Below are 15,233 nucleotides of genomic sequence, written 5' to 3'. Positions count from 1 at the left end.
TTTGGTGACAAGAGTGGATAAATAATAGGTCAACTGGCAGTATTTTAATTAAACTCTGTTCATTTTATGGTACATTATTCAGTCAATAGACCATGTTACCTGAGTAGCTAATAATCGTTATCCAAAAACCGTGTTTTATGTATTTTATCTCCTAACAGCTCGTGAGTATTGCATTTCCGCGATATCGGCTTTGGTTAGTTAGTGTTTCTGGATTTGGATATTGAATGCAGAATGAGAACTTACAGCTTCATTTTTCAACTTGGCTGTCCGGATTTCTTTGTAACATCCAGTACAACTTACTTTGATTCTAAAAGAAAATGAACTTGTGTTTCCGGCATCCTGGCAATTTCTCTTCATTGGTGATCCGGGATGTAACAACACGTTGTGGGGATATCATGCACAGTATAAAATGCAGGTTATTGGTTTTAAGTGCAGTGCTTCTTTTGCTCCTTGCACCTAACGTATCGGCTGACGAAAATCATGTAGATATAATGTATATAGGTTTTTCAAATGAAGCCCTGGCTGCCGCCAGCATCACAAACCAGTATAATGACTCTATAAATTATACTTATCTTCCCGGCTACGATCCCAGTTTTACAACAGTGAGTCCCGAACTTCTCACTGCCCGTGACTCCGGGCTTCTGGAAAGCCAGGACGTCATAATCTGCGACATGCTTTCCGCCGGGATTTATTCCGAAGTTGACAGCGTATTTTCAAATGCCCATGCTTCCGGTACGACTTTCATTTCCTTCCGTTCGGATCTTCATAAGGACTACCTTGACTATTATTATGGGGGAGAGGAAAAGAACGTCACTTTCTGTTATTATTTTAACAATATGGGAAAAGAATACCCACAACTAAGAAATGCTGAAAAACTGCTGGTGCATCTTGCAAGGGACTATGCCAGTTGTCCTGAAATCACTGATGCCTGGCCCACAATAAATATTACATACATCGGTTTTCCAAATGAAGGGCTTGATACCGCCAGCCTCACAAACCAGTATAGTGAGTTTATATCATACAGTTTCCTTCCTGCTTACGACTCCAGTTTCGAAGATGCAAGTCCCGAACTTCTCGCTGCCCGTGACTCCGGGTTTCTGGAAAGCCAGGACGTCATAATCTGCGACATGTTCTCCGATGGGATTTATTCCAAAGTTGACGGCGTATTTTCAAATGCCCATGCTTCCGGCACGACCTTCATCTCCTTCCGTTCTGATCTTCATAAGGACTACCTTGACTATTATTACGATAGTAAAGATAACAGTACGTTCAGTAATTATTTTGAAAATATGGGGAAAGAGTATCATCTGCTTGAAAATGCTGAAAAACTGCTGATTTATCTTTCAAAGGAATATGGCAACAATACCGAACTTACAGATGGGTGGGAACTGACCGGGGGCTCTTCTGTAACAATTCCTTCAATGGGAATATATCATAATGGGTCCGATGTCAGGTATTTTAGTAACCTGCAGGAATACCTTGAATGGTATTCCACAGCTTCCGAGGGGCACCGGGTCTACGACCGCAACAAACCGACGATCGGGATATGGTTCCACAGGGACTTTATAGGGGAAGGGAACCTTGAACCTGTTGATGCCCTTATAGGAGACATTGAAAGCAAAGGTTGCAATGTAATTGCGGGTTTTGATACCTTTGACGATGTGCAGGACTTCTACTGTGATGCAAACGGCACACCCCTCGTCCAATGTATGATTTCATATAAGTCCTTTGGGCTCTGCCAGAACAATTCCAGGACGCCAAGTGCATATGAATACGGAATTAACCAGCTGAAGCTCCTCAATGTGCCTGTTTTAAAGGCCATCGCTGTTACGGAATCTGACGTAGCGTCAGATGCCAACAGGGGTATCCCCTCTTCGGCTGTGAGCCGTGAGACCCTCGGGCCTGACAGGGACGGGATTTTTGAATATATTTATATAGCCAGGAATGTCAAGGATGAAACCGGGGTGTCCCACCCCAGGGCAATTCCTTCACAGATCAACTGGATAGTAAACCGTTCGATTAACTGGGCCGAACTGAAGTTGAAGGGAAATCAGGATAAAAATGTCGCATTAATCTATTATAACTACCCGCCGGGAAAGGACAACATTGGAGCCAGTTACCTCAACACCGTGCAGAGCATGCAGGACCTGCTTGTGCGGATGGAAAGCGATAAAGATTATACTGTCCGGGACCTGCCTGAAAATGCAACCGAACTGCTGGACAGAATCCAGAGCCACGGAAGGAATGTTGGGAGCTGGGCTCCCGGAGAGCTTAAAGTGCTGGTCGAAGCCGGCATTGAAAGCGGGGACATGGTGTTTTTGCCCGTGGAAACATACAGGCAGTGGTTTGAGTCCGAGCTTCCGCAGGAGCTCAGGGACTCCGTGCTTGAGGAGTGGGGAACTCCATGGGAAGGGGACCTTGACCCGGAAAAAAGCCCAATGATCTGGGAAAACGAAACCGGGAGGTATGTTGTAATTCCCACAGTCCGCTACGGGAATATCTGGCTCATGCCCCAGCCTTCAAGAGGCTTCATGCAAAACGAAAATGCAATGTACCACAGCAGCATCCTGCCCCCTACGCACCAGTATATTGCCTTTTACCTCTGGTTGAACAAAAATAATGAATGGCAGCCTGATGCTCTCGTCCATGTGGGGACCCACGGGACTCATGAATGGCTGCCAGGCTCTGCATACGGGATGAACCGGACAGGAGACTGGGCCCCCCTCCTGCTTCAGGACCTTCCCAATATTTACCCCTATATTGTAGCTAATGTGGGAGAAGGCCTGACAGCGGAATACAGGGGAAATGCCCTTATAATCGACCACCTGACTCCTACCCTGGAGAGGGGTGGGCTCCACGGGAAGCTGGGGAAACTCGAAAGCGACATCCAGAGCTATTATAAGCCAGGGATTACGGATGAACTCAGGAAAAGCTACTGGCAGAGCATAATCTCCGAGATGGTCGAACTCAACCTTGATGTGGATCTGGATGTCAGTGAAAGCGAACTTGAGGAATTGAAGAGCAACCAGACGCTTTTCGAGGTTTTCCTCAAAAATGAACTGCACGAATACCTTGAAGATATTTCGGAAGAAAACATCCCTTACGGCATGCATGTGCTGGGAGAAAACCCTGAAGTCAGGGATATTGAGGTGCAGAGAAACTCTCTCTGTTCGCTTATCCGGAAAATAATGGGTGAGTCCTTTGAGACAAACGTAACTGAGACCTTTGGCCCCGAAGCCAGTGGAAAAATCGATGCCCTCCTCAGTGAGGTCATTGTTAACGATACAAATCCTGTAAATGCCCAGGACATTATTTTCGGCTCCAATTCCAGTTCCGTAACCCCGGACCTCGAAGCCGGGCTTACTTACAGGGCTTCCCTCCCCGAAATGAAACCCGGGGAAATGAACTCAACCCTTATGAAAATGCTCGGGCCTTCTTACCTGGATAACCTTACGGGGGCTTTCTACTCAAACGTCACGGAGTACCCCTCCGGAATTCCTGCAGATGACGGGAGACCGGACACTCTGGTCTGGGAAGTTGTCGTCAACTGTACGAAACCTATTCAGGCTCAGGACCTTGTTTACGGTTCCAAGAACAGTTCGGTAACCCTGGACCTCAAAAAAGGCCTTCTCTACAGGGACGAAATCCTGGACCTCTACCGGGATGAGATGTCCCTTATGGTCAGGTCAATGCTCGGAAGCTCCTTTGAAGAAGCCGTTACGGTTTTCTATTCCGGGCCGGAGTATCCGCTCGGCATGCCCGCAGATGACCGGAAGGTGGACTGGATGGTCTGGGAACTTGTAAGCAACAATACCACACCCGTGGATGCCCAGGACCTTGTTTTCGGTTATAATGACAGTTCGGTGAACTCCGAACTTGAAGCCGGACTCGAATACAGGGACAGCCTTGCAGCGTCCGCACAGGAAATGGACATGGTATTATCCGCTCTTGAGGCCGGTTTTATTCCTCCGGGCCCTGGCAGGGACCCCGTATTGAACCCCGATTCCGTACCCACGGGCCGGAATTTCTACTCTGTGGACCCCGAACTTTACCCTTCGGAAGCTGCCTGGAACCTTGCGGTAAACCTTACGAATACCCTGCTCGTGGATTATTACAACAACCATAATGGGACATTCCCGTCCAAGGTCTCTTTCTCCAGGTTCGGGGTGGAGTTTATCAGGGACGAAGGCACGGTCGAGGCAGAGATCCTTTATCTGCTGGGGATAAAACCTGAGTGGGATGAAAATGGAAAAGTCAAGAAGCTTACTGAGGCCAACGTCATGAGCGATTCCGAGATGTACGCCCTGCTTCCGAAATCGCTTCAGGACAACATGACAGCGGTTGGAAGGCCCAGGATCGACATTGTCTATGCGACTGCGGGCATTCGGGACGCTTTCCCTGACAAAATCAAGATGATAGACGGAGCTGTCAAGCTTGCAAATAATGCGACAGAGGGGGACTACACAAACTATGTTTATGAAAATTCCCAGGCGATTTATGAAGCCCTGAATGGGACCTATGACAGTGAAACTGCAAGAAAACTGTCCACTATGCGCTGTTTTGCTGTCAGGGACGGAACTTATGAAATAGGAGTTTCCAATGCTATCGGGGCCAGCGGGACCTGGGACAATGAGGAAGATATTGCAAATGTTTACCTTGACAAAATGGGCTATGCCTACGGAGAGGACTTCTGGGGCATCAGCTGCCGGGACCTGCTGGAAGGCAACCTGAAGACAGTAGATGCTTCCGTTCATTCGGATTCCTCCAATCTCTATGACACCCTTGATAATGATGATTTCTTCCAGTATTTCGGGGGAATGAACCTGGCTACCAGGTATCTCTCAGGCAAGACTCCGGATATGTATGTCTCGGACACACGGGATCGGGAAGCCGGAGGCTGCGGTATGGTTTCTTTGGACGAGTACTTTAACACAAACCTCCGGTCCAGGTACCTGAATGAAGAGTGGATTAATGGCATGAAGGAATCCGGCTACGCCGGAGGCTGGATGATGTCAGAGTTCGTCAACAACCTCTGGGGCTGGGAAGTCTGCGATCCTGACCTTGTGGACGACAGCACCTGGGAAATGGTCTACGACACCTACATAAACGATCCGGATATGAAAGAGTGGTTCAAGGAAAACTGTCCTCACGCCTACCAGTCAATCACGGCCAGGATGCTTGAGACCACCCGCAAGGAAAATGCAAATGGTGAAAAGTACTGGGGCGCAGATGAGGAGATTCTCAATGCCCTTATCAATGAGTACGTAAAGTCCGTGGTAGAGGACGGAGTCACCTGCTGCCACCACACCTGTGGAAACCCCCTGCTTGATGAGTACGTGAAAGGTATGATGTCTGTTGCGGGCGTCAGTCAGGAGCTTCAGGACGCATATAACAAAAAGATTACCGAAGCGACCGATTCCCCGGCGAGTACCTCTACTTCCTCTCCCAGTAAGAGAAGCAGTAGCGGTAACAGGGGCAGTTCTACTCCGGTAGTAATGAGTGCGAACAAGACCACTGCTAAGGAAACCGATGCCGGATATGGTACCGACACCCCGGATGCTCCGGAAAGCTCTTCATCCTCTAAAGCCGATCCTTATGTGGAAGGCTACGAGATGCAGAAAGAAGCTGTCGATGGTTCCGAGGGAGGAAGTTCAATGTCTTTCTCGGGTGCTGACATTGTGGGTGCGTTGTTCGTTTTGGCCTGTCTGGGAGGAATCTATCTCGGGTTCAGGAAAAAGAAGCTTTGAGATTTTGATAGGCTGAGGGCATTATTTTTTCAGTGCTCTCAAATTCTTTTCTTCTTCTCTTTTTATGGTTAAGTGCGTATTATTTTTCATTTAAAGGATTTTTCTATACCTCGGAGCTATTTTTTCCATGTGTTTTGTCTTTTTGTTACCATTGTTACCTTTTTGGCTAATGAACATTACCCAAAAAATAGGGATTATATGACAAATCAACTCAACTTGAGTTGTTCCCTAAGTGGAGACTGTTGACTGGAAAAGGTGGGATCTACTGTCACAAAAAAACGAGACATTCTTAATGGTTAATGTATCAATAATTTACTGGTTGACCTCTTCAGGCATTCGTTTGGCTTTTTGAAAGTAAACTTGCGTTCAGCCCCAGGAAACGTGTCCGTACGAAACTGTATTTCCCTGCTGTGCTCCCTCTCCGGATCTCATACGGAAGGCAGTTTAGTTTTTTGGATACCGTCTCTTTGCAATCCCGAGCATGGTGTTCCAGCCCACACCAGGACTTACATAACCAATTTTTCATGAGGAGATACAATGAAAAGAATTCGAAATGAGGTACTAAAAAACCCTGCACAAAAAGCTAAAGTTTTTGGATTGGTATTTTTACTGCTTTTGCTTCTGGTTTCGGCTCCCGCATCCGGAAGTGAAGGTGTTCAGTATGAACTTGTTGCAAATACCACCAGTGATCCCGAAGGTTATTATTTCTTCGAAGACCTTCCCGACGGTGAATATGCGCTGCTTTCTGCCTGTTATTCCTATTCTTCAATGTACAAAACATGGCAGTGGTACACAGGCGATGGAGATGCTGTTGTAAACGGCAGCGATTTGAGTGACGTAAATATTACCATCAGTTCCGAGAGTCTTGTTGAGCCTGCTGATGTACTGGGTTACCTGAACAGGTCTTCTCTTTCCGGTTACACCGTTACTACAAAGGGTACCCCCAAAGCTAATGCTACCGTTGTCCTTACGGATGGTTCCGGGAAATTAATGGCAAATACCACCAGCGATTCCGAAGGTCACTATTTCTTCGAAGACCTTCCCAACGGTGAATATGCGCTGCTTTCTGCCTGTTATTCCTATTCTTCAATGTACAAAACCTGGCAGTGGTACACAGGCGATGGAGATGCCTTTGTAGACGGCAGCGATTTGAGTGACGTAAATATTACCATCAGTTCCGAGAGTCTTGTTGAACCTGCTGATGTACTGAGTTACCTTAACAGGTCTTCTCTTTCCGGTTACACCGTTACTACAAAGGGCACCCCCAAAGCTAATGCTACCGTTGTCCTTACGGACGGTTCCGGGAAATTAATGGCAAATACCACCAGCAATTCCGAAGGTCACTATTTCTTCGAAGACCTTCCCAACGGTGAATATGCGCTGCTTTCTGCCTGTTATTCCTATTCTTCAATGTACAAAACATGGCAGTGGTACACAGGCGATGGAGATGCTGTTTTAAACGGCAGCGATTTGAGTGACGTAAATATTACCATCAGTTCCGAGAGTCTTGTTGAACCTGCTGATGTACTGGGCTACCTTAACAGGTCTTCTCTTTCCGGTTACACCGTTACTACGAAGGGTACCTCAAAAGGTAACGCTACGGTCGTGCTTTTAAAAGAAAAGTATACAGACCTCTCAAACAGCCCTCACCTGAACGTCTCGATTATCACGGGGTACAGGTACGACTTCCAGCTTGAGACTGCGGTAAACAGGCTTAACAGTAACAGTGACCTGAACCTCACTGTCAGTTATTTTACGCCCAATAACCTGGAAAGCCACAATGAGATCGATTTCGGCAGCATGGATATTATTTACATCAATATGTTCACGCAAAGTGCTGACGTGCTGCAGGATGATATTGCAGAGGCAATTGCAAACGGTGCGGTGGTCATAGGCCAGACAACGACACTGCCTGATAATATCCCTTATGTCCCCTCAGGGCTTGAAGATGAAGCTGCACTGAAAGCCTATCTCCAGGGTTACTGGGCGAACCTGGCTGCCGATGACCGGAACCTGGATTATATGGTTTTCTACCTTGCAAATGAATATTACGGGAGAGAGGACCTGAACGCGGAAGCTCCCATAGGCCCTCCTGCAAGAGCGATCTATCATCCTGACTTTGTTAACGGCTCACAGCTTTATTTTGCCGAAAGTTACGAGGAATACCTTGCCTGGTATGCAAACCGGGAGGACGGCGGGCACCGTTACAATGCAAGCGCCCCTACCATCGGAATGGCTTTTTATGTCTCTTACTACCCTAACAGGATAGAGCCTTTTGATACCCTCATCCGGGAGTTTGAGTCCAGGGGCGTTAACGTGCTTACTTTCTACGGGGATTCCTCCAATCCCTGTGACCCCTTCATAAGAAACGAGACCGAGACATACGTGGACGCCCTCATCTCCTTTACGTACCGTGGGAACTATTTTGACACCGAAGGGCTGGACATCCCCCTTATCAACGGAGTCCTGAACGGTTACCTGAACTACACGGAATGGAACGAAAGCAGCAGCCCTCTTCCGGCTGACAGCATGATGAGGATCTACAGGCCTGAATGGTACGGGTTCATTGACCCTATCATGATTTCTACTATCGATCTTGATCCTGAAACCGAGGAAGAAATCTACGTTTCCGTTCCCGGGCAGGTTGAGTGGCTCGTAAACCGCACCCTGGCCCAGGTCGAGCTTTCCCCGGAAAGGACCCCGGAAGCCGAAAAGAAGGTTGCGATTATCTATTACAACCACGGCTGCGGAAAGGACGGGATAGGAGCTTCTTACCTTGATGTTGCCCCGAGCATCTGCAATCTCCTTGAGGGAATGGCTGATGCGGGTTATGCCGTGGACTCTGCCAGCATCCCGAACGGGAGCGAGCTCACGGACCTTATGCTGGTGCAGGGCACGAATATAGGGACCTGGGCTCCGGGGGAGCTTGACCGGCTGGTTGATGAAGGGGACGTTGCCCTTATTCCCAATTCTACTTACAGTGAGTGGTTCGAAGCCCTGCCTGAAGAGCGGCAGCGGGAAGTAATTTCCCAGTGGGGTGAAGCTCCCGGGCAGATTATGGTCTATGAAAACGAGAGTGGGAAATTCCTCGTAATCCCGAAAATCGAAGTCGGAGACGGAGTGATCCTTGCTCCCCAGCCTACCAGGGGCTGGCTGCAGGACAATGATGCCCTCTACCATTCCAAAGACCTGCCTCCCCATCACCAGTACATCGCCTTTTACCTCTGGCTCCAAAATGAATACGGGGCTGATGCCATGGTGAACATGGGCAGGCATGGGACCGTGGAATGGCTGCCCGGAAAACAGTTCTTCCTCTCCTGCGAGGACTGGCCGGCCCTGATGAACGGCGATATTCCCGTAATTTACCCGTACGTAATGGACGGGCTCGGGGAAGGAATCCAGGCCAAGCGCAGGGGAAATGCCGTCGTTATTGACCATCTCATACCGCCGGTCCTCGAAGCAGGGCTTTACGGGAAATACGCAGAGCTTGACAAAGCCGTCCTTGAGTACACGAATTCCGTGGATATGGGCATGGAAGAAGAAATAGTGGAGATGCATAAGGCAGAAATCCTGAACCTTACCGAAGAACTGGGCCTGGATGAACAATTGAACATGAGCCTTGCCGAAGATGACCAGGTCTTTGAGGATATTTTCCTGGACGAGCTCGGAGACATTCTCGAAGAACTCAAAAGCACCGCCATGCCCTACGGCCTGCATGTTCTCGGGACGTCCCCTGAAGGAGACGAACTGGTCGGGATGGTAAACTCCATGCTCGGACAGCCTTTTGAAGCCCACGTCGAGTTCTGCTTTGACCCGGCTCTTTCCGGATACAATAATTCCGATGAGGCCGAATTCGCCCTTCTTGAATGTGTCCTTCTGCAGGGCAGCAGCCCTGCAGGGGCCCAGGCATTTGTGCTGAACTGCGGCGAGAACTCAACCCTTACTGCAGACCTTGAAACAGCCGGTGCATATGCGGCCCTGCTTGCCGGGGGCAAGGACGAAATCAACCAGGTCTTAAAAGCCCTTGACGGCAGGTTTATCGAACCGAATGCCGGGGGAGACCCTGTAAGGGACCCGGATACCCTGCCTTCGGGCCGGAACTTCTACTCCTTTGACCCTGAAGAAATTCCCTCCGAAGAAGCCTGGATACTCGGGACCGAGATGGCTGATGAGATGCTCGGGCAGTACCGGGAAAGCCACAACGGCAGCTATCCGCAAAAGGTTGCTTATGTCCTCTGGGCAGGGGAGACTACCCGCAATGAGGGTGTCATGGAAGCCCAGATCCTCTACCTACTAGGGGTCAAACCGGACTTTGAAGATGAGGACGAGGACTTTGACAGCTACGACGACCTGGTCTTCATTCCGGACGAAGAGCTCGGAAGGCCGCGTATTGACGTCATGGTCCAGATTTCGGGGCTGTACAGGGACACTTACCCGAACAACATTCGGTTGATCGATTATGCGGTGAGGACTGTATGTGACGGGTCCGAGTTTCCGGGCACTGAGGAATACCCCAACTATGTCCTTGAAAACACGAAAACCCTTGCTTCCGAACTGAACAAGACCCTGCAAAACGAGACCCTTTCCTGGCAGGTTGCAACTCTCAGAATTTTCGGGCCTGCAGACGGGGCATACGGTACAGGCATGAGCAATGTGGTTTCTGCAAGCAACACCTGGAACGATACGGATGAGCTTGCCGAACTTTACATCAGCAAGATGAGCAATGCTTACGGCGAATACATCTGGGGCGAAAGCCTTGCAGATTTTACGGGATGTGAAGAGCTTGAAAATGAAGCCTTCTTCACAGACAACCTCAGGGATGTTGAGGTCACCCTGCACAGCCGGAGTTCGAATACCTACGGTGTCCTGGACACCGACGAGTTTTTCCAGTACCTCGGAGGCCTGAACCTTGCCGTAAAGTACGCATCCGGGGGGGAGTATCCCGAATCCTTTATCTTCAATCTCCGGGAACCTGGCAGTGAAATGGTGGAAACCCTCGGTTCTTTCCTTGAAAAAGAACTGTATGCCAGGTACTTCAACCCAACCTGGATTGAGGGGATGCAGCAAAACGGGTATGCAGGGGCAGCCGAGATGGCGGATTTCCTTGAAAACCTCTGGGGCTGGGAAGCCGTAAACCCTGACCTCATCAGCGACGATGTCTGGAACCGGGTGTACCAGACCTATGTCGGTGACCAGGAACTCAGCGACTGGCTCAAGGACAGCAATCCCTATGCCTACCAGGCCATAACTGCACGGATGCTGGAGACTGCACTCAAGGGCAACTGGGACGCCTCGGATGAAGTCCTCAAAAGCCTGGCTGCGGAATATGCAGAATCCGTTGTGAACGATGGGGTCACCTGCTGCCACCACACCTGCGGAAACCCGACCCTCAACAGCTATGTTGCAGGCCTTGTCTCTGTGCCCGGTTTCAGCGATGCAATCGAAGCGGCTACAAAGCAGCAGCTTGAGCAAGATAAACCTGAAAAACACAGCAGCAGCGGAAATAAAGGTAGTTCTACTCCGGTGGTCCGGAGTGCAGAGGGCAGCAACCAGACCCTTGTCCAGAGTGATGCCGGGTATGGGGTTGATTCCCCTGAACCTGCACCCGCTGTCCCGAAATCTGCTGACTCGAATTATGTGGAAGGCTATGAGATGACAAAAGAGTCTGTAGAAAATGAGGATGAAGGAGGCATATCCTTCTCAGGCGCCGACATTGTAGGAACCCTCTTCGTACTGGTCGCAGCCGGCGGAATTTACCTGGGGATGCGGAAGAAGAAAATGTAAACAAAAAAGATGTAAGTAAAATTTGAAAAAGGGATTTTTTCCCTTTTTCTCTTCTTTTCGGGATAAAATGCTTCTTTTCAGTTACTAAAAAAGCCCTTCTCGTTTTCTCTGTTTTTTTCTCTTTTTTCCCTATTTTACTTTTCTTTCAGTCCGTGCCTTCTTCTATTTCTTTTATGTAAGGTTTTATGTCCAGGACCGGGGTCCCGTTTATTGCGTCCAGGCCCTTTACGTGGAGGACGTTGTCCTCAACCTTAAAAAGCTCGACCAGGGTCAGGCCGATCCCGTTGGGGCGGTGTGGGCTCCTGCATGCAAAGACGCCTGAGACCTTCCCGTCGTAGCGGCGGCGCTGTACAAGTTCGTAACCTTTTGATTTGCTGAAATTAAAGATGATGTACAGTTTTTCGAAATCTTCTATCCTGTAAAGCCCCGCTGTCAGTTCTTCCCTGAGGACAATCTTTGAAACCTTCTGGTAGACTTTTTCGTCATATGCCGGTTCAGTATAGTCGTTTTCCACGTAGCCTATCGGGACAAATTCTATGGTTTCAGGGTCTTTTTCATCCATTTCTCTACCCTGCCTCATTTTATTGCTTCAAAGCAGGGGATGCAGACTATTTTTCCGTTCTTCACCCTGCCGAGGGGTTCCATGAAACCTTCCCCGCATTCGCTGCAGATCAGGGTTGGGTAGATTATTGCTTTTTCAGGGGGTTCATTTTCCACTTCCGAGATCCAGAAGAGCTCTTCTTCGGGCATCTCCAGCACTCTTCGGCTCTTGGCTTCATGCGAGGTCCTGAATTCCTTTGCTTCTTCCGGGCTTGCTGTGCCCGCCCTCAGTTTTGCAAAAAGAGCCGTGTGCCTTTCATCCTGGGGCAGGACGTCGGATCTCAGGGCAATTCTCAGGGCTTTTTTGTCTCCTCTCTTGAAGAAGGTGTATACGTGCTTCCCGTGGTCCTTAAAGATAAGGTTTCCTTTTCCGCAGGTGCAGCCGTTGACAACCTGGATGGCGTCCACGGAACATGACCTGTTTTCCACGACGGCTACAAGTTCTTCATCTTCACTCCGGTCTTTGAAGCGGTCGGCAGCAAGCGTTGCCACCCTGTATCCTATCGAGAGGCCGGGACAGACGTGTCCGTGAAATTTCGCAGCGGTATCGAAGTCCAAGTTATTATCTCCTACTTCCTATTTATTTCAGGATATCTGTGATTAATTTTTATGTGACTGTTTCGTATTCTTCGGATAATATTTATAAATTCTGTATTTCATTCATGTTACAAATGATGTTTATAGTAATAAAAAGGACTTCTTAATAAAAGAGACCTCTTAATAAAAGGACTTCTGGACCTAATAATCGGGTAACAGTCCGGATCTCCTCTATTCGTCTCCTGATCTTCCTCTCTTTTTTTGAAATCAGCGATTTCACTCACAAGTTTTATTTATGATCAATTACTTATAAAAAATAGTTCATTTTAATTGTATTAAGAATTTCAGGGAAACCTGGCTTTACGGCCGGGTCAAGGGGTGAAATACTTAGTTACTTGCGGAAAATAGTCTAATCATTAGAAGCAAGCACTATGGTTTATTGAATCAAGCTCTATGATTTCATAATATGTGGGGTCATGGGAATGGAAATTTATAATATCTCTCTAATAAAAGAAACTTCAAATAACAGAAATTCCAGATCAAAGAATTTCAAATAAAAGAGCTCCAATTAGAAAAGAATTCAAGCCTCACGATAGTTTTTGAGTAGTAGATAGGGACCCATTGTTTCCCGTCCAGAGGCCCCTATCGATGATCCAACCCCATGAGATTGAGAGGAAACCCTTTAAACTCTCAATCTACATTCTTTTTCTACGGTTTATAAATATATAACATAAACGACATAAAATATTCATTATTATTCAAATATTGAACGACGTTAAATTATTTACTATATCTTTTAATTTTTGTTAGCATCAAATATTTTAATTGCCTCTAAAATTTCAACGCAATTGAAATATTTTATATGATCTTTTCCTCGAAAACCCCACACTGCTCCTTCTTTCATACCTGTCTTCTTCTTTCATAACTGTCTTCTTCTTTCATAACTGATCATTCTTATCCTGTGTATTTCCCTACAAATCTCCACCCGACTGCCTACAGATATGGTGGGAAACATTTGGAAAAAAATGCAAAATGGTTGGAATGAGTGGAACTAAGCAAATGAGTAGAAAAGAGAAAGAGCCGGATAAGTCATATATTTTTATTCGACGTCATATATCATTCTTTTAAATGTTTAACAATTCAAAAAGATTATATAGTTGCAGAGTATGTTATGAAATAGAACCTTTTAAAATTTTTCCCTCTTGATTGGGAGCCTTTATGCCACCTCTGATTCGGCTCCCAATTGTGTGATTCAACCCCATACGATTAAGAGAAAAACCCCTTAACTCTTAACCGTCGACTTTCTCTTTATGTTACGGAGGTATATAACCTAAACGATTTTAAAATTTTCTTCCCATTAAATTATTTAGCACCCTTAAAATCCCGCCTTCCGGGATTGAAAAGCAATTCTGATGCCTTCTGTTTTTCCTCGCTTTTTTCAGATTTCCATTGCTTTTTCCAGGCTACTCCCCGAATGATTCTCTGAATTTTTTTATACTTTTTCTATATTTCCTCGTGGATTTTTCCTGATGATTCTTTCATTCAGGATTATTCCATTCAGGATTATTTCATCCCTTCATTGCCCGGCTTTATGGGCTGAAGAAGGTATATTTTTGGCTTGGAATAGGTTAATTGTGGCACAATTACGAAAGATATTTATTAAAAGTTTACTATATATCGAGGAGTCATGAATAACACGCTACTTGAACTTATTTTCCTCTCCGAAAAAAGGAAAAGTCTTCTTTTGTTCCTGGAGGAGAACCCGAAAACCATGGATGAAATAAGGGATTCCCTTGGTGTCAGTCCGGTAGCGATCCTTCCCCAGATTAAAAAATTGAGGGATAGGAACATTGTCCTCAAGGAAAATGACGTCTACAGTTTGTCCCCTCTTGGGCAGTCCATAACCGGAAAAATGCGGGACATGGTGGACATTTTAAATGTTTTCGGGAATAACTATGCGTTCTGGGCAACACATTCCATCGAATGCATACCATCTCCCCTCCTGAACAGGATTGATGAGCTTGTGAACTGCACTTTTTCCGAACCTCCCGACAGGACCCGCCTCTTTGATCCCCACAGGGAATTTGTGGAAAACCTTAAAGAATCAAGGTACATAAACGGCATTGCCTCTATTTTCCATCCTATGTACCCGGTCCTCTTCACCGATTTTGCAAAAAGTGGAAGGGAAGTTTCACTCCTTGTAACGGAGTCTGTTTTTGAAAGGGTTAAGGAGGAATTCCAGGCCGAATTCCGGGCATTCCTGGATGCAGGAACTAGCAGCTTCTACGTGTGCAGGGAAAACATAGAGTTCGCCCATGTGGTTACTGACCGCTTTCTTTCCCTTTCCCTCCCTTTCTTTGACGGGACCTTTGACCACAGAGAAGACGTCTTGAGTTTTGACTCTGCAGCCCTGCGCTGGGGAGAAGACCTTTTTGCTTATTACAGGGACATGTCAGAAGAAATAACGGAAATTTGATTTTTGTGAAACCTGTTTTTTGCGAAACCTGTTTTTTGTGAAATCCGATTTTGCCTGCCGGATGCCTGCAGAAGCCGGAAGATACCTAT

The 15,233-nt window shown here is 47.2% G+C and carries 5 protein-coding genes; 3 read left to right on the top strand and 2 right to left on the bottom strand.

The genetic code is table 11. The features are described 5' to 3' along the window. Positions 1-395: 395 nt before the first annotated feature. Together FTO70_RS11705 and cobN are read left to right on the top strand one after the other, a co-directional pair. Positions 396-5,747: a cobaltochelatase subunit CobN gene (locus tag FTO70_RS11705; protein ID WP_255335941.1), complete on the top strand. Its 5,352-nt coding sequence runs from the start codon at positions 396-398 to the stop codon at positions 5,745-5,747. A 537-nt stretch (positions 5,748-6,284) separates the two neighbouring features. Further along, a complete protein-coding gene (gene cobN / locus FTO70_RS11700; protein ID WP_255335940.1) occupies positions 6,285-11,531 on the top strand; it encodes a cobaltochelatase subunit CobN in 5,247 nt (1,748 codons plus the stop codon). Between the two features lie 145 nt (positions 11,532-11,676). Here the strand turns inward: cobN and tsaA are convergent, their stop codons facing one another. Both tsaA and FTO70_RS11690 read right to left on the bottom strand, forming a co-directional pair. Further along, positions 11,677-12,093, bottom strand: coding sequence for a tRNA (N6-threonylcarbamoyladenosine(37)-N6)-methyltransferase TrmO (gene tsaA / locus FTO70_RS11695; RefSeq protein WP_255335939.1), 417 nt, complete (start codon positions 12,091-12,093; stop codon positions 11,677-11,679). Between the two features lie 14 nt (positions 12,094-12,107). Further along, positions 12,108-12,689 carry an FmdE family protein gene (locus FTO70_RS11690; RefSeq protein WP_255335938.1) on the bottom strand — a complete coding sequence of 194 codons (582 nt, stop codon included), beginning with the start codon at positions 12,687-12,689 and terminating at the stop codon, positions 12,108-12,110. A gap of 1,666 nt (positions 12,690-14,355) precedes the next feature. Between FTO70_RS11690 and FTO70_RS11685 the strand changes: the two genes are divergently transcribed. Further along, positions 14,356-15,144, top strand: a complete 789-nt coding sequence (locus tag FTO70_RS11685) for a winged helix-turn-helix domain-containing protein (RefSeq protein WP_255335937.1) — start codon at positions 14,356-14,358, stop codon at positions 15,142-15,144. The last annotated feature ends 89 nt before the right edge of the window (positions 15,145-15,233 follow it).

This window comes from Methanosarcina sp. KYL-1 (assembly GCF_024372725.1).
Classification (GTDB): Archaea; Halobacteriota; Methanosarcinia; order Methanosarcinales; family Methanosarcinaceae; genus Methanosarcina.
This window is presented reverse-complemented; position numbering and strand designations above follow the sequence as displayed.